Annotated in this window: 20 protein-coding genes; 8 read left to right on the plus strand and 12 right to left on the minus strand. The window is 41.6% G+C overall.

The window, feature by feature from the left end; all coding sequences use genetic code 11:
• Positions 1-52: 52 nt before the first annotated feature.
• From BCU75_RS03680 to BCU75_RS03690, 3 genes are all read right to left on the minus strand, one after another.
• Positions 53-1,339 carry a glycosyltransferase family 25 protein gene (locus BCU75_RS03680; RefSeq protein WP_102472954.1) on the minus strand — a complete coding sequence of 429 codons (1,287 nt, stop codon included), beginning with the start codon at positions 1,337-1,339 and terminating at the stop codon, positions 53-55.
• Positions 1,340-1,341: 2 nt separating this feature from the next.
• Complete coding sequence (locus tag BCU75_RS03685) at positions 1,342-2,454, minus strand: glycosyltransferase family 4 protein (RefSeq protein WP_076676075.1); 1,113 nt, start codon at positions 2,452-2,454, stop codon at positions 1,342-1,344.
• Positions 2,455-2,525: 71 nt separating this feature from the next.
• Positions 2,526-3,236, minus strand: coding sequence for a 3-deoxy-D-manno-octulosonic acid kinase (locus BCU75_RS03690; RefSeq protein WP_102473023.1), 711 nt, complete (start codon positions 3,234-3,236; stop codon positions 2,526-2,528).
• A gap of 89 nt (positions 3,237-3,325) precedes the next feature.
• Between BCU75_RS03690 and BCU75_RS03695 the strand changes: the two genes are divergently transcribed.
• The 3 genes from BCU75_RS03695 to BCU75_RS03705 all read left to right on the plus strand — a co-directional run bounded on the left by BCU75_RS03695 (position 3,326) and on the right by BCU75_RS03705 (position 7,490).
• The gene (locus BCU75_RS03695; RefSeq protein WP_076676073.1) at positions 3,326-4,378 is read left to right on the plus strand and encodes a glycosyltransferase family 9 protein; all 1,053 of its coding nucleotides are present in this window, start codon (positions 3,326-3,328) and stop codon (positions 4,376-4,378) included.
• Between the two features lie 87 nt (positions 4,379-4,465).
• Positions 4,466-5,494: a glycosyltransferase family 4 protein gene (locus tag BCU75_RS03700; RefSeq protein ID WP_076676071.1), complete on the plus strand. Its 1,029-nt coding sequence runs from the start codon at positions 4,466-4,468 to the stop codon at positions 5,492-5,494.
• A gap of 169 nt (positions 5,495-5,663) precedes the next feature.
• Complete coding sequence (locus tag BCU75_RS03705) at positions 5,664-7,490, plus strand: DUF3413 domain-containing protein (RefSeq protein WP_076676069.1); 1,827 nt, start codon at positions 5,664-5,666, stop codon at positions 7,488-7,490.
• Positions 7,491-7,636: 146 nt separating this feature from the next.
• Here BCU75_RS03705 and BCU75_RS24665 read toward each other — a convergent pair whose 3' ends face one another.
• From BCU75_RS24665 to radC, 6 genes are all read right to left on the minus strand, one after another.
• Positions 7,637-7,768: a hypothetical protein gene (locus BCU75_RS24665; protein WP_277868899.1), complete on the minus strand. Its 132-nt coding sequence runs from the start codon at positions 7,766-7,768 to the stop codon at positions 7,637-7,639.
• A 13-nt stretch (positions 7,769-7,781) separates the two neighbouring features.
• A complete protein-coding gene (gene mutM / locus BCU75_RS03710; RefSeq protein WP_102472955.1) occupies positions 7,782-8,591 on the minus strand; it encodes a bifunctional DNA-formamidopyrimidine glycosylase/DNA-(apurinic or apyrimidinic site) lyase in 810 nt (269 codons plus the stop codon).
• 2 nt (positions 8,592-8,593) lie between these two features.
• Positions 8,594-9,142, minus strand: a complete 549-nt coding sequence (locus tag BCU75_RS03715; protein ID WP_241905341.1) for a hypothetical protein — start codon at positions 9,140-9,142, stop codon at positions 8,594-8,596.
• Positions 9,143-9,497: 355 nt separating this feature from the next.
• Positions 9,498-9,665 (minus strand): 50S ribosomal protein L33, encoded by a 168-nt coding sequence (rpmG, locus tag BCU75_RS03720; RefSeq protein WP_002535344.1) that lies wholly within the window; start codon positions 9,663-9,665, stop codon positions 9,498-9,500.
• A 13-nt stretch (positions 9,666-9,678) separates the two neighbouring features.
• The gene (gene rpmB / locus BCU75_RS03725) at positions 9,679-9,915 is read right to left on the minus strand and encodes a 50S ribosomal protein L28 (protein ID WP_004728407.1); all 237 of its coding nucleotides are present in this window, start codon (positions 9,913-9,915) and stop codon (positions 9,679-9,681) included.
• Between the two features lie 292 nt (positions 9,916-10,207).
• Positions 10,208-10,882 (minus strand): RadC family protein, encoded by a 675-nt coding sequence (gene radC / locus BCU75_RS03730; protein WP_102473024.1) that lies wholly within the window; start codon positions 10,880-10,882, stop codon positions 10,208-10,210.
• Between the two features lie 225 nt (positions 10,883-11,107).
• Between radC and coaBC the strand changes: the two genes are divergently transcribed.
• From coaBC to lpxL, 3 genes are all read left to right on the plus strand, one after another.
• Complete coding sequence (coaBC, locus tag BCU75_RS03735; protein WP_102472957.1) at positions 11,108-12,349, plus strand: bifunctional phosphopantothenoylcysteine decarboxylase/phosphopantothenate--cysteine ligase CoaBC; 1,242 nt, start codon at positions 11,108-11,110, stop codon at positions 12,347-12,349.
• 138 nt (positions 12,350-12,487) lie between these two features.
• Positions 12,488-13,078, plus strand: a complete 591-nt coding sequence (gene slmA, locus BCU75_RS03740; protein WP_016768952.1) for a nucleoid occlusion factor SlmA — start codon at positions 12,488-12,490, stop codon at positions 13,076-13,078.
• Between the two features lie 21 nt (positions 13,079-13,099).
• Positions 13,100-14,080 (plus strand): LpxL/LpxP family Kdo(2)-lipid IV(A) lauroyl/palmitoleoyl acyltransferase, encoded by a 981-nt coding sequence (lpxL, locus tag BCU75_RS03745; RefSeq protein ID WP_102472958.1) that lies wholly within the window; start codon positions 13,100-13,102, stop codon positions 14,078-14,080.
• A 158-nt stretch (positions 14,081-14,238) separates the two neighbouring features.
• Here the strand turns inward: lpxL and pyrE are convergent, their stop codons facing one another.
• Entirely contained in the window at positions 14,239-14,880 is a 642-nt protein-coding gene (gene pyrE / locus BCU75_RS03750; protein WP_004735727.1) for an orotate phosphoribosyltransferase, read from the minus strand.
• 107 nt (positions 14,881-14,987) lie between these two features.
• Complete coding sequence (gene rph / locus BCU75_RS03755; protein WP_004735726.1) at positions 14,988-15,704, minus strand: ribonuclease PH; 717 nt, start codon at positions 15,702-15,704, stop codon at positions 14,988-14,990.
• Positions 15,705-16,003: 299 nt separating this feature from the next.
• Between rph and BCU75_RS03760 the strand changes: the two genes are divergently transcribed.
• A complete protein-coding gene (locus tag BCU75_RS03760) occupies positions 16,004-16,870 on the plus strand; it encodes a YicC/YloC family endoribonuclease (RefSeq protein WP_004735725.1) in 867 nt (288 codons plus the stop codon).
• 201 nt (positions 16,871-17,071) lie between these two features.
• Entirely contained in the window at positions 17,072-18,295 is a 1,224-nt protein-coding gene (locus tag BCU75_RS03765) for a tyrosine-type recombinase/integrase (protein ID WP_102472959.1), read from the plus strand.
• Between the two features lie 123 nt (positions 18,296-18,418).
• On the opposite strand, the gene BCU75_RS03770 is transcribed toward BCU75_RS03765, so the two are convergent.
• A complete protein-coding gene (locus tag BCU75_RS03770; protein ID WP_102472960.1) occupies positions 18,419-19,597 on the minus strand; it encodes a PP_RS20740 family protein in 1,179 nt (392 codons plus the stop codon).

Below are 19,597 nucleotides of genomic sequence, written 5' to 3' on the forward strand. Positions count from 1 at the left end.
TCTTTAAAAATTTATATCTGCACTTTTAAAATATGACATAATTCTTGTCATTTTACACTTTATTCAGTAATAACTTGCTAATCGAAACTAAGCGATACATACAGTTTTCTTTCAATCGAATTAACTTTCTTGTTATTCTTGAATAAAGGCTATAGTTCCGACTATTCTCAAGCATTTTTCTTTCAGATTGTATATTTGTGTCCATTTCGTAGTTATGTGTAATTACGGGCTTTCTCAAACAAAGAGGCGGGATACCATGCAACCAAATTGCACCAATATAGTGGTCCACTGGCATGTATATAGTGTGTAGATTATCAATCAACTTCTTTGCCCCCTTTGGTGAAAGGTAATACCCTACTGCACCGGAACGATTCTGCTTAGGAAAGAAAAAATCCCCTATATTAATTAAAGAAGAACTTCTTTTTTCTAGTTTAACGTACTCTTGGTTATCCAGTTTATTAATTTTCACTAAATCAAAAAAATCTTCTTTTATGATAATATCGTCTTCCAATATTATCATGGGTACATTATCAGAGACACATTTATTCCAAAGTGAATAATGGGAATAGAAGCAACCCCTTTCACCACGACCCAACGCGTAACCTCTTCGGGAAATAGTTTTTTTATCGTCGATTTTATTGACAAAGCTTTTAGGTATATCATTGACTTTATAAGCATCAAAATAAGAGTATTCTAATTTATTGGAAAATTGTGCATCAACATTAGCTCTCCGTTTTTTACTTTCTAAAAGCGATATGACATTGACCTTAACTTTACTTTCATCAAACTTAGGAAGTTTATTTCTCTCGAATTTCTTCCATTTTCGTTCTATTTTCCTACAACCAATTGATGATATATAATTACTTATAGGAAATAACTCCGTACTACCATAACCATCAACAAGTACAAGTTTTATGTTTTCTTCTTTCTCTATAACCAATATATTACTCAGAACTAAGTCACTAGGGATAATATTATTTTCTTTAAGGTAACACTTTAGTTCTTTAAGCCCCACTTGTAGCAATCTTAACTCTTTTTCGTTTCTAGTTAGCTTTAGATAGTGCCTCAAATCAGAAGCAATATTACCATTATAATTACGTACAACCTCTTGAATAATACCGATATAATCCCCACAGTCTATAACTCCGTAATACTGAGGTAGATGCGTAAAGTCTACATTATTCTTTTTTAATTTCTCAAGATATGCAATCTCTCGCTTGGTTTGTTTAGCGTTATTTCGATGACTTACTTTAATACATCGATTAGGATTTTTAGGATCTAAATAACAAGTTCGCTCAGAACCTCGACCAATAACAGGCCAGTGAAGAAAATCTTGCATTATTATTTTTGCTTCTCTTTGTAGATGGAGAGTATCATCTGATAGTTTTTTTCCATCATTGCTTCTACATCTAATGTTAGGGCCAGATCTCTACAAGCTTTTTTTAAATTTAAATCACCTCTCTTCGCAGCCCAATAATGCATAGCTTCTGTCAACGCATTTATGTTTTTCCCTGACTCGATTACCGTCGAAACAGTCGGTTGCATCACCTCTTTCGCACCACAATCTTCAGTGGTAATAACTGGGCACCCACATGACAACGCCTCAATAGCAGTAAACCCGAAAGGTTCATAATGAGTAGGGAAAACATAACAATCAACAAGTGAAAAAAATAGCTCTGGCCTTGTCTGCGAACCGAGAAAATGACACTTTTCTGCAATTCCTAAACTTTGAGCTTGTTGCTTATAATCCTCTTCATTGCTTTCTCTACCAACAATTAATAAATTAGCCTCAATGCTCAATTGAGAAAAAGCTCGTAGTGTTTCAGATAACCCTTTTCGCCTGTATCCCGTACCTAAGAACAAGAATATTGGCTTACTCCAATCGATAGACAAACGATTGCGGAAAGCTTCAGCATCTACAGAAACTCGTTCTCGATCAAATCGCTTTGTATCGACAAAGTTATGTATGACAGAAATCTTTTCGGGTTGAACCTTGTAAGCTTGTTGGATCTCATGAGCACTCTTGTATGAGTTAGCTACAATGTGTCTGTACGCCCCATCTTTCATTGAGCGTTGCTCAATTTCTATTGCGACCTTATCTTTGAGGTTCGGTTTACCATCTCTTATCGTATCAACCAAATGCATTCTGGTCCCACCACCAATGCGAAGCATGTCATGCGACCAAGTTTTGCCAAGGCCATAAACAAAGTCATAGTGATGCGAATTTAAATGATTCTCAACATCCTTTGCAAACTTCCAGATACGATGAGATTTACCAATAGCCAAACCCGCCAACTTTACAAATTTAATATTAGGATGTGAAGGCTCTACATGCGTACGACATATAATGTAGACCTCATCCCCCTGCTCTGCGAGATAACGAGATAAATAGTTCAAAAATAGTTCTGTGCCGCCCGTATTAGCGTGCCGCATATGAATCAATGCAATTTTCATATGTTGATTAAAATTCTATTTAGTTAAAATCGAGATGGACTACTGTTAAATATACCCTAGATGCAGTTTTACTACAAAGTATCATCGTATCCGTTCATCAGTTGTACCCAATCACTCTCTTGCCACTGAATCCTACGTTTGCCTTGCTCTTTTATAAAAGAGCGTTTGAGACGTTCTAGATTACTTTTCTTCCAAGTATTTCCTTTTTGCTGGAAACATTTATCAAAATCAATGAGCCAAACCTGCTCCTTTGCATCAAGCAAAATATTGTGAATATTAAGGTCTGTATGATTTACTTGGGCATCATGCATCTTGCGAATCTCAGAACCAATATTGTAATACGTTTCTTTATCTAAAACGGATTTAGTCAAGTAATCAACTAAGTCACTAGCGTTAGGTACCTTTTCACTCAAGAGATCAGCTTGATAGACTAAACCTTTTCTGACTACTCTAGCTGCGATTGGTCTAGGCACATTAACTTTATTATCAATTAAAGTCTGCAAAAGCCCAAACTCCTGAAAACTTCGAACTCGTTTATCACCGAGATATAGGTAGTGGTCATTAATCAGCTTACCTAAAAGGCCACCACGTCTATAGTGCCGCAATGCCGCTTGCGTTGCTTCTAGCTGAATAAACCAAGTTGTACCTCGTCCCTGCGCTTGCCCTACAATCATATTCTTCGACTGCCAAAAACCGGCATCAAAAGCTTGCTTTACTAGTTGCTTTGACAACAAGTTTGGATCATAGACAATGGTTTGATTACTTATTTTTTCGGTTCGCATCTTTTGTCCTAAGTTCACCGTTAGAATGATTTTACATTCCGAAGCCTCAGCTGCATAATTCTTATCAATCAATTTGCTAGAGTTTTTCCATGTCACTGTTTAATTCAGCTCCAAGATCCTTATGTATTTTACGATTATCTGCAATAGGAGATGTATGCAACACCATAGCTTCTGTGCAAGCCATTCAGAGTTACTGGCCAGAAACAAAGATAACTTGGATTACTGGAAGGCTGGAAGCTCAACTCCTTGAAGCTGTTGACGGATTGGAAATAATTATTTTTGATAAAAAAGGCGGCTGGCAAGAGTATAAAAAGCTCTGGCTGACGCTTCAAGGCCGACAATTTGATGCACTTTTACACATGCAATACGCACTACGTGCAAGTATCGCAACCTTGGGTATCAAAGCAAAGTATAAACTTGGGTTTGATACAAAGCGTAGCCAAGACTTTCAAACTTTGTTTACCAATGTAAAAGTACCATCTCCAGAAAGCATGCACGTACTTGATGGGCTAATGAGTTTTGCATTTTATCTTGGCGTACCTGAACAGCTACCAACTTGGACACTAAAGTGCACACCCGAACAAACTCTGTGGGCTAAAGCACAAATCAAATCACAAGTCCCAAACCTTGTCATAGTTCCTGCAACAAGTAAAAGTTACAAGAACTGGACTATCGAGGGGTATGTAGCACTTATAGAGCATGCTCAACAATCAGGATGGAATATTGTCTTGTCTGGAAGCCCTGCGACTATTGAGGTTCAATTAGCAAAATCAATAGAAGAGCGGTTAACAACCCAAGTATATAATCTGGTAGGCAAAAGTAGCCTATTAGAAATGCTTGCTTTAATAAAAGAGGCTGACTTAATAGTAGCTCCGGATACTGGACCTACTCATATGGCGAATGCGATCGGCACACCTGTTATAGGATTGTATGCTCATCACAACCCAAAGCGCACAGGGCCATATAATTCGTTACACGCAGTGGTATCTGTTTATGAAGATGCGATAGCAGCAGAGCATCCCGAACAGGTCGAGCAACTAGATTGGCGAACTAGAGTTAAAGATGACAAAGCAATGAAACGTATCAAAGCCGACAGTGTTATTGCCATGTTTGACAAGATGGCAAACGCTATCAAGAAATAGTTAAACGATTAATAAAAATATCATTTAACCCTCTATTCATCTCAGTTTAAACATATGATGTTTAAGACAACTACGGAATTAACTCTCATGCATATTTGCCATGTTAACTTAGCTTCTGGGTATCACGGTGGTGAAAATCAGACACTACAACTTATCAAACAGCAAAAGAAAATGGGCTATGAGTTGACCGTTGTTGCAAACCCTAAAAGTCCCTTTTCTATAGCGGCGAAAGAACTTGGCTGTCATGTTATTCTCGCTTCAAGTTTTGCTCATGCACATAAGAGAAGTATAACAGCAGGGTGCCAGTTAATTCATGTTCACGAAGGAAAAGCGATATATTGGGCCTGGTTGCAGAATAAGCTTTTCAATATCCCATACATTATTACTCGCAGAATAGACAATCGACTAAAGAAAAAGTGGCTAGCTAACATGGCTTATCAAAGAGCGTCTGCGGTAGTGGGTTTAAGCAGTGAAATCGTATCACGCATAACAGATGCTTACCCCAAAACCAATGTCTATAAAATCCCCAGCTCACCAGTCACTTATTCTGTTGATATAACAAAGAAAAAAACTTTAAAAAATCAATATAAGGACAAGTTCATCGTAATTCACGCTGCCAACATGGTGCCACATAAAGCATTCAATATTACTGTTGATGCTGCGAAATTACTGTATAAATCTCATCCAGACATTCACATCTGCTTGCTTGGTGATGGACCAGAGAGGGCAGATCTTGAAGCGCAAGCAAAAGGCCTCAGCAATTTGAGTTTTGAGGGTAAACAGTCGAGTATGGGAGAATGGTTTGCTGTCGCCAAACTTCAAGTTCACCCATCTTATACCGAGGGGTTGGGCTCTGTGATACTGGAAGGGATATCTGCTGGTTTACCGGTTATAGGTACTGATACTGGCGGGATTCCAGATATTATCGAACACGAGAAAACAGGACTATTGATTCCAATCAGAAATGCAGAATCGCTGGCTGATGCTATTGTCAGGCTTAAAACAGATAGAATTCTGTACCAGGAAATCATTGCGAATAGTAAGCAAAAAATAAAACAATTCGATATTGCTCATACGGCTTTGCTTTATGAAAAGCTCTACCAACATTCTTGCTAACAAGAGGAGGGAGGAGAGCAACCAATACCTTGATTGCAATGGCTAATGAAAACAATTACTAACTATGGCAATATTTGCGGCTCTCTCAATGTTGCTATCTTAATGGTCAGTAACTTGTTAAAGGCTATGAATACTTTTTACTTTCACAAATACCGGATTTTGAAAGACTATGAACAAACTCAGTTTTCGCTCTATTGGTTGGTTTATCCTAATCAATGCTATGCTCGCCATTTTGATCTCAATTCGATGTTTTGAATTCTTTCCTATCGAGGCTTTCACTCCACTTTCGATAATCTACGCGGTTAGCTCTGTCGTTGGGCAAATATTTTTATTGACTTGTTTATTTGGTATATTGTTATTACCAAGCAAGTGGTTAAACCAAAACAAAGCAACTTGGTATAACGCTATACTTGCCTCTCTTCTCTTGGTTTTATTGTTCATCGATACCATTGTTTTTGCTCAGTATCGTTTCCATATTAACGCAGTGGTGGTCGGGTTAATTCTAGCCGGTGATATCGTTGATTTCCCGTTAGTCACTTGGGCAATGGCCACTATTGGCTTTTTAAGCGTACTTTTAATTGAGCTAAAGCTCATGAAATGGATAGCAAATCGTGGTTCAGTACTACCAAAAAAACTAGGAAGAAAAATCACAGCTATTGCTGTAGTCACGTTTCTTGTAGCTAACTTTATACATACTTGGGCTGCTGCCAATGCATTCCAACCAGTATCTATGGTCAACCGCTATATACCACTTTATTATCCGCTTACAGCCAACTCCTTGATGAAAAAACTTGGATGGATTGACTTAGATGCAGTGGAGCAAGGCAAAAGCCTAACGAAATCTCAAAAGGGTGATTTGAATTACCCTCTGCAACCAATTACAACGGAACAACCGCAAGAGCTTAAAGACATCGTTTTGATCGTGGTTGACTCTTGGCGTTACGACACATTTTCCGAAGAAGTGACGCCAATCACTTGGTCGCTATCGCAACAAGGTGCTGTTTTTAACAATCATATGTCGACAGGTAATGCGACTCGAGCTGGTATCTTTGGTACTTTTTATGGGATGCCTAGTACTTATTGGCATGCATTCTTAGCAAATCAACGCTCTCCTCTGCTAATGGATCGACTGCAAGAGTTAAACTATCAGTTAGGCATTTTCACTGCAGCACAGTTAATTAAGCCTGAATTTAATCGTACCGTGTTTAGAAATGTTCCAAGTCTTCGTATACGTTCAGAAGGCGCAACACCATCAGCCAAAGACCGTGATTTAACCAATGATTGGAAAGCATGGTTTGAAAAGACGGATTCTAGCAAACCTCAGTTTTCGTTCTTGTTCTTCGATGCACCACACGGTTATGACTTTCCTTCAGGTTACGACGCTGGCTTTTCTCCGATGTTGAAAGAACTAAATTATCTAACACTCAACAACGATACTAATCCTGAACCGATGTTTAACCGATATAAAAATAGTGTTCACTACGTTGACTCATTGATTGGAGAAGTTGTTAAAACCTTAGAGAAATCGGGCCGAATCGACAATACATTGCTAATCATTACTAGTGATCATGGGCAAGAGCTTAACGACAACAAGCTCAATTTTTGGGGGCACAATAGTAACTTTACCGATGTTCAAGTAAAAGTTCCTTTTATTGTCATCGATCCAAAGTTTAACCAACTAAGTAGCGATAAGCTAAACGAGAGCTTTACTTCTCATGAAGATATCGCCCCTACACTGCTTAAGAACTATTTAGGTGTTAATAACCCAACTAGCGACTTTTCTACAGGCTATGATTTGCTATCTAAAACTCCAGAGCGTGAATGGGTAATTGCATCGAAATTTAGTGGTTATGCAATCATTACTGAAGAAACTATTCTGGAAGTAGGTAAAGGAGGTTACGAAATGCTCAATAAGGCCAACCGTCCAGTAAACCAACCACTAAATGGTAAGCATACCGTAGAAGCATTAGAACAAATTAGTCGTTTTCTAAAATAGCTTTACGAAGTAACAGTGTAAAACACCCGCCTCAAATAAGTCGCGGGTGTTTTTATTTAAGTGGCGGAAGTTATAACTGATAATAACTACGGTACTAGCCTGAAAAACTTATTCACCCTTGAATGATTCAATGTAATCCATCAATTTCACCTTGCTACCATGACTGGGGGAGAGTTGGTCGCTGGTAAATCTTGCTCCACAGCTCGATCTGACAGCTTAGATAGAATACTGTCTTGAGCACGACCTTGTGCCGCTAAATGAATCACGCAGTCAAACATAGGTTCAGTTTTTCTATACCTGACATTGAGAGCAAAAAAACGTATTCCTCTGTCCGACTTTTTGCTCTTCAAGTTTATCACCACAACTCGGGCACTCTTCACCCGCTTTTCCATAGACTTGCAGTTCTTGAGCGAAGTATCCGGGCTTGCCATCCGCTTGGGCGAAGTCTTTGAGTGTGGTGCCACCTTGTTTGATGGCAGTCGCAAGTACTTGTTTTATCTCTTTGGTCAGTAGCATCCACTCTGCTTGAGTGATCTTGTTAGCAGGGCGAAGTGGATGAATTCGTGAAGAAAACAGCGCCTCATTAGCGTAGATGTTACCCACTCCTACCACTACTTTGTTGTCCATAATGAACTGTTTGACGGCAACTTTACGCTTTTCTGCTTTCTCGGCAATGTAATCTGCGTTGAAGTCATCGGTTAACGGCTCAGGACCAGAGCCAAGTAGTACAGTATGTATCTCATCAGGCGCCGACCATAGCCAAGCACCAAAACGACGCGGATCGTTGTAACGCAATATCTTGCCATTGGTGAGCTTAAGATCCACGTGATCGTGCTTGGCCGCAGGGAAATCTGCATCTAATACACGCAATGAACCAGACATACCAAGATGAACAATCGCTGTACCTGTATCTGTCTCAATCAATAGGTACTTTGCGCGACGCGAGATAGAACGAATCACCTGCCCTTCTAATCGCTTAAGTTCTTGAGGAATATCCCAACGCAGCTTAGGCGTTCGAAAAGTCAGGGATTTAATCTTCTCACCGACTAAATGAGGCGAGATCCCCATGCGGCTTACTTCAACTTCAGGTAATTCAGGCATAGTTAGTCGTCCGATTTAGGTGATTTTTCTGATATAGATAGCTTGTCTGCTTTAAAGAGATGGTCTGATTTAAATGAATCTTCTGAGCCAAAGCTTGGAAACAAGTAGCTCTCTTCAATAGACACCGCTAGCCACTTATCATTCCAGTTTTTTAGCAACCAAAACTCAGGCAGTTGATAATAAGTAATACGCTGTGGCTCTTCTTGCTCTTGATACCAAACTTCAATGGTGTGTGGCGTATTAAGCTGGGGAGTAAGGTCGGTATAAGTTTGTGAGTCGACTTCCGTGCCTACTAGCTGCTGCCAGCGTTGCGATAACTCTAGTGCAGTCACACTTTGCTCTGATACAGACTCTTTCATTTGATAAACCCAATGGCCGTCTTCTTGTACTACCGACCACTTAGCAAAGTGTAAGGCTTGAAGCTCTGCTGTTGGGTTTAAAAGATAAGGATAAGGGCTGCTTTCCTGAAGTTCAGGCTCAGGTTCGATAAGGTACGTTTTGATCAATGTTGGCAGGTTTAACACCCCAATAAAAGCGATCACGCTTAACATGAGTATGTTGTTCCACCGACGTCCACGATATCTCATCTGATTCTGCTCATCTAACCTATTGAGTGTTCAGTATATCGTGAAAATGGCGACACATTCTATGCTGAGCAATTTTCTATCATATGAGCCCATCAGAAAGTGGAACGTCTAAACGTCTATATGGTAGGTGCCAAATCGAGCCATTGAAACTTACGCCTCTCAAAAACACTGAGCCTTCTCGAAAAAGCTTAAGCTTCTCAAAAAACCTCAGGATTTTCAAAATACAGGGGCTTCCCAAATTTTGGGCATAAAAAAACCCAGCTATAAGCTGGGTTTTTAATTTATTCTTCTATAAAAGAAGAGACAAAGGGGCTATCAATTACTTGATTTTAGCTTCTTTGTACATAACGTGCTGGCGAACTACTGGATCAAACTTTTTGATCTCAAATTTGCCTGGCATGTTACGCTTGTTCTTGTCAGTTGTGTAGAAGTGACCAGTTCCAGCAGAAGATACTAGACGGATTTTCTCACGAATGCCTTTAGCCATTGCTTAATTCCTCTTAAACGTTTTCGCCACGTGCACGGATATCAACAAGAACAGCATCGATGCCTTTCTTATCAATAATACGCATGCCTTTAGCAGTTAGACGTAGTTTAACAAAACGTTTTTCGCTCTCTACCCAGAAACGGTGAGTTTGTAGGTTCGGCAGAAAACGACGCTTGGTAGCATTGCGTGCGTGTGAACGGTTGTTACCCGTTACTGGACGCTTACCAGTTACTTGACATACTCGGGACATGAATGTCTCTCCAAATCGTTTCAGCTCGATATCAACCTTGGTGGCCGAACCTCTCTATCAATTCTGAAAATAGAGGTAAAAACCATAATGGAAAATCCATTCAAGGCTATCAAAGGTCGCGTATTATACTAACTTGACATGCATTGCTCAAGACCCGAACAGATCCTTTTTAAGGATTTCGTGATCTTTTTTTGAACAGGGCAGCTATTTGAGTAATCAGAGCTGATTTAAGGTTCTAAAATGTGGGCGGAATGATAGCAGATTTAACGCAACTAACAACCTAAAATGTGATTCAAATCCATCCGCGTTCTGCAAAAGAGATAACTTCACCATCTCCAACCACAAAATGGTCGAGAATTCGGATGTCTACTAGCGCCAATGCATCGGTTAATCTACGTGTAATTCGCCTATCTGCTTGGCTTGGCTCCGCGACACCAGAAGGATGGTTGTGCGCCAAGATTAACGCGGCTGCATTATGATAAAGCGCCCGTTTCACTACTTCTCTAGGGTAAACTGATGCTGCATCGATGGTTCCTTCAAACATAACTTCATCCTTTATTACCCTATTTTGATTATCTAGGAACAATATATAGAAGGCTTCTCGCTGGCGATCGCGCAAGATACTCGAAAGATACAACTTGGTATGGCTAGGGCTGGTTAATGCATCACCTCGAGATAAAGTTTCGGCCAAATAACGTTGCGTCATCTCCAAAACGGCCTGTAATTGGACATATTTCGCCTGCCCCATCCCTTTATGGGCACAAAACTCAGTCTCGGTTGCAGAAAAAAGTTGGCGCAACGAACCAAAATCTTTGATCAACTTGTCAGATAGCTCTAAAACGTTCATTCCTTGTGTGCCTGTTCGGAGAAAAATCGCAAGCAACTCTGCATCACTCAAGGAATCAGGCCCTCGACTCAGTAGTTTTTCTCTCGGCATCGATTCAACAGGTATTTTAGTTATGGGCATATAAAAGCTAATCAGTGGGTCATGAACACGACCCATCAGCCTAATCCGTTTGCCCACGGAGAGCTTCCACAGCGTTATAAAGAAGACTAATGCCTACCAAAACCATGTAACTGATAAGTTTGATAACATCAATTTGATGAGCATCAAGTCTGTTCGAATTCTGCTTCTAGGCACTAATCCTTTGTTCTGATATCGTAAGTCCCAGAGAAATTAAGGAACAGAATCATGCAAACATTGGTTAATCAACTGGATAACGCTGACCTACAAGGCCTAGCTGGGAAAAAAATCCTACTTGGCATTAGTGGTGGTATCGCTGCGTATAAATGTGCCGAACTGACTCGACGCTTAATTGAGCGTGGGGCGCAAGTACAAGTCGTGATGACGAATGCAGCCAAGGAGTTCATCACTCCTCTCACCATGCAAGCCGTCTCTGGAAGGCCAGTATCTGATAGTTTGCTTGATCCTGCTGCTGAGGCTTCCATGGGGCACATCGAACTCGCAAAATGGGCTGACCTCGTGTTATTAGCACCCGCAACCGCAGATCTTATTGCTCGCATGACGGCGGGTATGGGCAACGACCTACTGACCACGCTGCTTTTAGCAACCGATGCGCCAGTTGCGGTATCTCCGGCAATGAACCAACAGATGTACAGCCACCCGGCGACTCAAGAGAACATCGCCACACTAAAACGTCGTGGCTGTGAAATCTGGGGCCCTGCGGCTGGTGAACAAGCGTGTGGTGATGTCGGCATGGGTCGCATGCTAGAGCCAATGCAGCTCGTACATCATTGTGAAGACTTCTTTCAACCTAAACCGCTTACTGGCCATTCTGTTTTAATTACTGCAGGTCCAACTCGTGAAGCCATCGACCCTGTCCGTTACATTACCAACCATAGCTCAGGCAAGATGGGCTATGCACTGGCTGAAGCGGCCGCTAAACAAGGTGCAACAGTGACTCTAATCAGCGGCCCTGTATCACTAGCAACGCCAAACAAGGTTAATCGTATTGATGTCGACAGCGCACAACAGATGTTTGATGCCGTTAGCGCTAACGCCGCTCAGCACGATATTTTCATCAGCTGCGCTGCGGTTGCCGATTACCGCCCTGAGACCATTGCAGACCAAAAGCTTAAAAAGGTCGATGGTAAAGACGACATGACCATTCAAATGGTTAAGAACCCAGACATTGTCGCTTCTGTTGCCTCAATGACGGAAGGCCGTCCATTTACCGTAGGCTTCGCTGCAGAAACTCAAGATGTTGAGAAATATGCTCGTGGCAAACTGGAAAGAAAGAACCTCGACATGATTTGCGCCAATGACGTTTCTGTCGAAGGCCAAGGCTTCAATAGCAGTAGCAATGAATTGCACCTTTATTGGAAAGACGGTGATAAATCTTTGCCACTTGATAGCAAAGATACCCTTGGTTTCCAGATCCTCGATCAGATCCAACAACTTATTGTCGAATAAATACACGATTTCGCTCTGACAATGTGCTGACACCTCTCGATTCTGTTGACCTAGGTCTTACAAAACTAGGAACAGAATTGAATGGTGTTTATAATCCTTCTTCACTCAATCCTCATCTTTAGGAAAGGAAGTAAATAGATGGCTGGTACTCGAAAATCAAACCGTCGTGAAGAAATCCTGCAAGCGCTGGCACAAATGTTGGAATCGACCGAAGGTGCTTCTCGTATCACAACGGTAAAGTTGGCCAAACAAGTCGGCGTATCTGAAGCTGCGCTCTACCGCCACTTCCCAAGTAAAGCTCGCATGTTTGAAGGCCTAATCGAGTTCATTGAAGAAGCGTTGATGTCTCGAATCAACCGCATTCTAGATGAAGAGAAAGACACACTTGAGCGTATCCGCTTAGTCATGCAGCTTATCTTGGTCTTTTCTGAGCGTAACCCTGGATTGACTCGTATTTTATCGGGCCATGCTCTAATGTTTGAAAATGAGCGCCTGCGTGAACGAATCAATCAGCTTTTTGAGCGTATTGAAACTCAGCTTCGCCAAATCCTGCGTGAAAGAAAACTTCGTGAAGGGAAATCGTTCCCGGTTGACGAGAAAATCTTAGCAGCTCAACTGCTCGGTCAGGTTGAAGGCAGTCTGAATCGATTTGTTCGCTCTGATTTCAAATATCAACCAACCGAAAATTTTGATGCTTACTGGGCACTGCTGAGCGCTCAAATTAAGTAAACCCAACCTTAAGTGATGGTTATGACGACGAAAACTTCTCCGGAAAACAGCACCGCACAACACGTTCTTACTAAGCCACCTTTTACCTTGGCTTTGCTCCACCCTAAACATTGGGGAGTTTGGTTCGGTTTTGGGTTACTGGCGTTTCTCGTTAACGTTCTACCTTACCGTGTATTACTGCTGTTAGGCCGTTCATTAGGCTCTCTTGGCGCTCGTTATGGCAAAAAGCGGGTCGCTGTGGCAACACGTAACTTGGAACTTGCCTTCCCAGATAAGCCTGCAGACGAAGTCGCGGCTATGGTCAGTGAAAACTTTAAAAATACCGGCATGGCACTGATCGAAACCGGTATTACCTGGTTTTGGCCAACGTGGCGCTTCAAAAGAATCCTAGTGGATAAAGATACCCAAACGCTACGTACACACAAAGCCAACGGTAAAGGCGTTCTTCTATGTTGTGTGCATGCCTTGAACCTAGAGATCACCGCACGAGCAATGGCGGTACTTGGTATTTCAGGTTTAGGTGTTTATCGCCCGCACAACAATCCAGCTTACGAATTCATTCAATATCGCGGTCGTACTCAAAACGGCAACCGTCTAATCCACCGTAAAGACGTGAAGCGTATGATTCGAATCCTGCGTCAGGGTGAGATCCTTTTTTACCTGCCGGATCATGATTACGGTCGTAACAAGTCTGTGTTTGTGCCTTTCTTCGCAGTAGAAGATGCATGTACTACCACAGGCACCAGCATTCTGGCGTACACCAGCCGATGTGCACTCGTTCCGGGTTCAGGTTTTAGAGATGCCGATGGCAAGTATGAAATCATGGCTGACGAGTCGATCGAAGATAACTATCCGCAAAAGGATGAGAAAGCGGCGGCGGCTTACATGAACAGCTACCTAGAGAAGATTATCTTACGAGCGCCAGAGCAATGGATGTGGCTGCACAAACGCTTCAAGACTATGGAAGATCCAGAAGTTGAACGCGGCATTCGTTATAAATAGAGTAGCCGTTACAAATAGAGCGCCTATCTTCAGATAAGAAAACAGCTCACTTCAATAGAAAAGTAAAAAAGGCCCGAAAGATTTTCATCTTTCGGGCCTTTCTTTTTTTGAAATTCTAAACCTAGGGATCTAAACCATTAGGTTAAGAACTTCAGGCATTAGATACCATATTGAGCGCGGTACGCTTTTACAGATTCTAGGTGTGCTGCGTCTGTACCTTTCTCTTCAAGGAAAGTCACCAAGTCAGTCAGGCTAACGATTGAAATAATCGCACAACCGAAGTCACGCTCTACTTCTTGAATCGCAGACAACTCGCCTTTGCCCTTCTCTTGGCGGTCAATCGCTACAAGAACACCCGCTAAGTCAGCGCCGTTTGCTTGGATGATTTCCATCGATTCACGGATCGCTGTACCAGCAGTGATCACGTCATCAACTAACATGATGCGACCTTCAAGTTCGCTACCCACTAGGTTGCCACCTTCACCGTGGTTTTTCGCTTCTTTACGGTTGAAACAGTAAGGCGTGTCCACATCATGGTGATCCGCTAATGCAACCGCTGTTGTTGTCGCGATTGGGATACCCTTGTACGCAGGGCCAAATAGTACATCGAACTCAATACCTGAATCTGCCAATGCTGCTGCGTAGAAGCGACCTAAACGCGCTAGGTCACGACCTGTATTAAACAATCCAGCATTGAAGAAGTAAGGGCTCTTACGGCCAGACTTTAAAGTAAACTCACCAAACTTAAGTACTTCTTTCTCTAGTGCAAATTCAATAAATTCACGTTGATATGCTTTCATGTTTTTCCTCTACGTTTATCCAATAAAACTTAACTTACGCTCTGCACTACCCTTTCGAGTTTTACAGACAAAAAAATAGCCCCTTTAAAAGGAGCTATTAAAAATGATTAGTCGGCCAACGCAGCTTTCTGCGCTTCGACGATATCGGTAATGCCCTTATTCGCCAGGGCTAAAAGCTGCATCAGCTCTTCGTGGCTGAACGGTTCGCCTTCTGCGGTGCCTTGAATCTCAATCATCTTACCGTCTTCCGTCATTACAACGTTCATATCGGTATCTGCTGCTGAGTCTTCAACGTACTCAAGGTCACACAGTGCTTGTGCCCCAACGATGCCCACTGAAACTGCCGCTACATGGCCTTTCATCGGGTTCTTTTTCAGTTTACCGCTTGCTAGTAGGCTGTTGATAGCATCCGCCATTGCAACGCTTGCACCTGAGATAGAAGCAGTACGAGTACCGCCGTCTGCTTGGATAACATCACAATCGACAGTGATCATGATTTCACCCATTACTTTCAGGTCAACAACAGCACGTAGGCTGCGCGCGATCAGACGTTGGATTTCCATCGTACGACCACCTTGCTTGCCACTCGCCGCTTCACGACGGTTACGAGTGTGCGTTGCACGTGGAAGCATACCGTATTCAGCCGTTACCCAACCCTTTCCTTGGCCTTTTAACCAACGCGGTACGTTTTCTTCTACCGTCGCATTACATAGAACTTTAGTGTTGCCGAACTCAACTAATACAGAACCTTCAGCATAAGCTGTGTAGTTACGAGTAATTTTAATTGGACGAATTTGATCTACAGCGCGGTCATTTGGACGCATTGGTATCTACCTTATTAACAGTCTGAAGTGATTTACTATCGAAAGAGTGCATCACCTAAGAAAGGGGTGAGACAGTTTTGATTGGGGCAAGATTATATAGCAGTTTATCTTTCAAATCTATTTGACGTTCAAATCTCTTGATCGTTAAAAGCGATTTACCATTCAAAACGACTTGCGACTCAAAGACATTTATCGTGAAAGGCTATTCATCACAAAAAGCCACAAGCTTCGGGAGCACACCATATCGTGATACTATGCGTGCGCGTTATTTTCAGAATGATAAAAGACAGGAAAATTCGATGATTTATAGTATGACCGCGTACGCGCGCAAAGAAGTAAAAGGCGATTGGGGCACAGCAGTATGGGAAATCCGTAGTGTAAACCAACGCTACCTAGAAACTTACTTCCGTATGCCTGAACAGTTCCGTGGTTTAGAGCCAATCCTACGTGAGCGTTTCCGTAAGCGTCTAGCTCGCGGTAAGGTTGAATGTAACCTACGTTTTGAAGCAAACCCAGCTGCGAAAGGCGAGCTAAGCATTAACGAAGGTTTGGCTCAGCAAGTAATCAATGCAGCTAACCAAGTAATGACCATGACAGGTGAAGACAGCCGTCTGAACCCATTCCAAGTTATGAACTGGCCTGGCGTGATGGAAACTCCAGAGCAAGATATGGATGCCATCAACAAAGATTTACTTGAAGCATTCAACGATGCAATCGCAGAGTTCATTGACGCTCGTGCTCGTGAAGGCGAGAACATGAAGGCGCTCATCGTTCAGCGTTTAGATGCAATCACTGAAGAAGTAGTTAAAGTTCGTGCACGCATGCCTGAGATCCTAGAGTGGCAACGTGAGCGTCTTCTTACCAAATTTGAAGATGCGAAAATTGAACTTGAAGGTTCTCGCGTTGAGCAAGAGCTTATTCTACTGGCTCAGAAATCAGACGTGGCAGAAGAACTAGACCGTCTAGACTCTCACGTGAAAGAAGCGAACGTAGTATTGAAGAAAGGTGGCGCTTGTGGTCGTAAGCTTGACTTCATGATGCAAGAGTTCAACCGTGAGTCAAACACGCTAGCGTCTAAGTCTATCAGCACAGACATCACAGCATCAGGCGTAGAGCTTAAGGTTCTTATCGAACAGATGCGTGAGCAGATCCAGAATATTGAATAACAGTTATACTTGTATTTAACTGCATTTACATCATTAAAATACAACAACTTAAATAAAACCACTTTCCACCACTGTATTATTTAATACACCATTAACCACCACCAACTGGTGGTTAATATGGTGGGTGTGATAGACTCAGTCTCAAGATGAGTGGTGGGTAAGAAAGTATTCACCAAGATCAGGTACGATTAGAGGTGAGTTATGGCTAAGTTGTCCGTAAAGAAAGTAGAAGCGCTCATTAAGGCTGGTGGCGAGAGAACACAACGCCATGCTGATGGTGAAGGCTTATACCTAGTGGTTCCAGCGTCAGGTACTGCAAGCTGGATGCTACGCTTTACCTCTAATAAAAAGCGCCGTGAAATGACGCTTGGTAAGGTCAATGACCTTTCCTTATCTAACGCTCGCCTCGAAGCCGCCACTAAAATGAAACAAGTGAGAGAAGGCTTTGATCCCCTCATACAACGCAAACGTGCCGAACAGGAAAGCATTAAAACCGTTAATGACTTATTCGAAGATTGGTACCCCACCTTAGTTAAGCGCCTTAAACACCCTAATATCCCCAAACGTGTTTACACTAAAGATATAGCACCACACATCGGTGACATCCCTCTAGATAAGATTACCGCACGTGATATTCGCACAACAATCACTGCGATTAATGACTCTGGTCGCCCGACTATAGCCAATGATGCTCTAGGTCACTGTAAACAGTTATTTAATCACGGGATGAAGCTAGACCTTCTTCAAGGTAATCCGGCCTCTGCATTTACTGTGAGGGATGCTGGCGGCATAGAACAAAGTAAAGATCGCTTCTTGAACGAAGATGAATTAAAGCAGTTCTTCCGCATTGCGAGAGAAAACAGCACCAGCTTTAGTCGTGACAACTACCTAGCCTGTGCGTTATTGGTTTGTTTAGGTGTGCGTAAATCTGAACTTTGTGAAGCTAAATGGGAAGAATTTGAGCTAGAGAAAGGCTTGTGGCATTTACCAAAGGAACGCAGTAAAACCAATGTTGGCTTTACCATTCCATTGGCACCAAAAGTATTGAAATGGCTTGAGGAATTGAAGGTAAGAGGTTTTGGCTCTGAATACGTGTTACCCAGCAGAAGAGCCAGCAAGCGCCCTCACATGGGCCCTGATACGCTTAACAGGGCGATAACCAAACTGTTTGGACATGAGGCAGGCAAGAAAAAGCAACCACCTAATTTGATGGGTGACATGCCGCACTTTACAGTGCATGACTTGCGCCGAACTTGCCGTACGCTACTGGCAAAACAAGGCACTCCCGGCCATGTGGCCGAGAGATGCTTGAATCACAAATTAAAAGGTGTTGAAGGTATTTATGATCAATATGACTATTTGGAAGAGCGGAGAGAGGCATTAGCGAAACTAGCAATACAAATATCTGACATTGTGAATTGTTAAACACAAACAAAAGTCACTGCTTTTGATACTTAGGCCCTTTTAACTCAGAACAAAAAATGTCGCTTAATTCAGTAAATTTAGACACCCAATCATAGTAATTGGATATCTAAAAATAACGCAACTCTAGTCAAAGTTGTAGCCATAATTATTGGACATAAACTCTCTGTAATTGGAAGTATCATATCCACATCGACCCAACCAATTAATCATATCATCAGCATATGAATTAAGAGAGTCTTTATCCTCATCCAGAATATTATCTACGTCGGCACTATTTGATAGCTTATCTAATGCCGGAGTAGCTATTGTATCAAAATCAATTTCATTAACAGTATTTTCATTGCCTTCACTCAATCCCAGTAAGTCCGAAGTAAACTCTTCCTCTTTTTCAAAATGAAAAACAAAAGAATGCATATCAGCTTCTCGAGCAAACAAATCAACGGAATACTTCATGCTACTTTTTAAAGTAACCTTGAAATTTCTTTCCGTAGCTTCTTTCAATACCCAAAGAACCAAACATACTTGTAGAATCTGATTCATTAGAATGTCGTCTTCGACACCTACTATATCACCTTCAGTTTGTCTATCTGAAAAGTAGTTATGAACTTCAGAAAAGCACTCTTCTATTTTAGCATTTAACTGTTGAGTCCCTAATGATTCAGTTATGATATTTCTAAATCTACTAACAATCACTTCTGTTGTACTGTCTCTATTCAACCTAGTAGTCAAGCAGAATAACCATGGGATACCAATAACCTTTTTCATTTGATGCTGTAGTAAATTATAGATAGATATTAGTGTTTCATGGGACATCACATTATTACAAAAATCTAAATTGATGAAGTGATAATCACCAAAGTTCTTTACTCTTACCCAAGCATCAGAGTTAGGCTTCTGCAAGTCTTCAAAGCGGAATCTCTCAACGACTGACCGACCTTCAATTCTACCTTTATCTAAAATCTTAGATAACTCACCCTGAGCTTTATTAAAATCAGAAGTACTATTAATAAATCCATGAAACCCTAATCGCTTACTACCACTTCTACTGCTATTGACCATTCCTTCATACAAATAATTTATATCAAGTAGATCTCCACCAGGCAACCCAAAGTAATTAACAGATTCAACATCTCGATATTTACGATTACCAAGTAGACGTTTAAATTGCTCTAGCCATTGCTTATCCCTAATAAACTGCTTTCTCGGCTTATGCCAAGGTTTAAAGTCTTGTGATAAACTTTGCGATACAGAACCAAAAACTTCATCATCAATCAGAGAGTCATCAGAATCAAACAAGTTCAT

Origin of the sequence: Vibrio splendidus, assembly GCF_002873455.1 — a bacterium.
GTDB lineage: Bacteria > Pseudomonadota > Gammaproteobacteria > Enterobacterales > Vibrionaceae > Vibrio > Vibrio splendidus_J.

Coding starts and splice junctions, on each gene's coding strand:
- BCU75_RS03680 (WP_102472954.1), bottom strand. CDS start 1,339: ATGCAAGATTTTCTTCACTGGCCTGTTATTGGTCGAGGTTCTGAGCGA.
- BCU75_RS03685 (WP_076676075.1), bottom strand. CDS start 2,454: ATGAAAATTGCATTGATTCATATGCGGCACGCTAATACGGGCGGCACA.
- BCU75_RS03690 (WP_102473023.1), bottom strand. CDS start 3,236: ATGCGAACCGAAAAAATAAGTAATCAAACCATTGTCTATGATCCAAAC.
- BCU75_RS03695 (WP_076676073.1), top strand. CDS start 3,326: ATGTCACTGTTTAATTCAGCTCCAAGATCCTTATGTATTTTACGATTA.
- BCU75_RS03700 (WP_076676071.1), top strand. CDS start 4,466: ATGCATATTTGCCATGTTAACTTAGCTTCTGGGTATCACGGTGGTGAA.
- BCU75_RS03705 (WP_076676069.1), top strand. CDS start 5,664: ATGAACAAACTCAGTTTTCGCTCTATTGGTTGGTTTATCCTAATCAAT.
- BCU75_RS24665 (WP_277868899.1), bottom strand. CDS start 7,768: ATGTTTGACTGCGTGATTCATTTAGCGGCACAAGGTCGTGCTCAAGAC.
- mutM (WP_102472955.1), bottom strand. CDS start 8,591: ATGCCTGAATTACCTGAAGTTGAAGTAAGCCGCATGGGGATCTCGCCT.
- BCU75_RS03715 (WP_241905341.1), bottom strand. CDS start 9,142: ATGTTAAGCGTGATCGCTTTTATTGGGGTGTTAAACCTGCCAACATTG.
- rpmG (WP_002535344.1), bottom strand. CDS start 9,665: ATGGCTAAAGGCATTCGTGAGAAAATCCGTCTAGTATCTTCTGCTGGA.
- rpmB (WP_004728407.1), bottom strand. CDS start 9,915: ATGTCCCGAGTATGTCAAGTAACTGGTAAGCGTCCAGTAACGGGTAAC.
- radC (WP_102473024.1), bottom strand. CDS start 10,882: ATGCCCATAACTAAAATACCTGTTGAATCGATGCCGAGAGAAAAACTA.
- coaBC (WP_102472957.1), top strand. CDS start 11,108: ATGCAAACATTGGTTAATCAACTGGATAACGCTGACCTACAAGGCCTA.
- slmA (WP_016768952.1), top strand. CDS start 12,488: ATGGCTGGTACTCGAAAATCAAACCGTCGTGAAGAAATCCTGCAAGCG.
- lpxL (WP_102472958.1), top strand. CDS start 13,100: ATGACGACGAAAACTTCTCCGGAAAACAGCACCGCACAACACGTTCTT.
- pyrE (WP_004735727.1), bottom strand. CDS start 14,880: ATGAAAGCATATCAACGTGAATTTATTGAATTTGCACTAGAGAAAGAA.
- rph (WP_004735726.1), bottom strand. CDS start 15,704: ATGCGTCCAAATGACCGCGCTGTAGATCAAATTCGTCCAATTAAAATT.
- BCU75_RS03760 (WP_004735725.1), top strand. CDS start 16,004: ATGATTTATAGTATGACCGCGTACGCGCGCAAAGAAGTAAAAGGCGAT.
- BCU75_RS03765 (WP_102472959.1), top strand. CDS start 17,072: ATGGCTAAGTTGTCCGTAAAGAAAGTAGAAGCGCTCATTAAGGCTGGT.
- BCU75_RS03770 (WP_102472960.1), bottom strand. CDS start 19,597: ATGAACTTGTTTGATTCTGATGACTCTCTGATTGATGATGAAGTTTTT.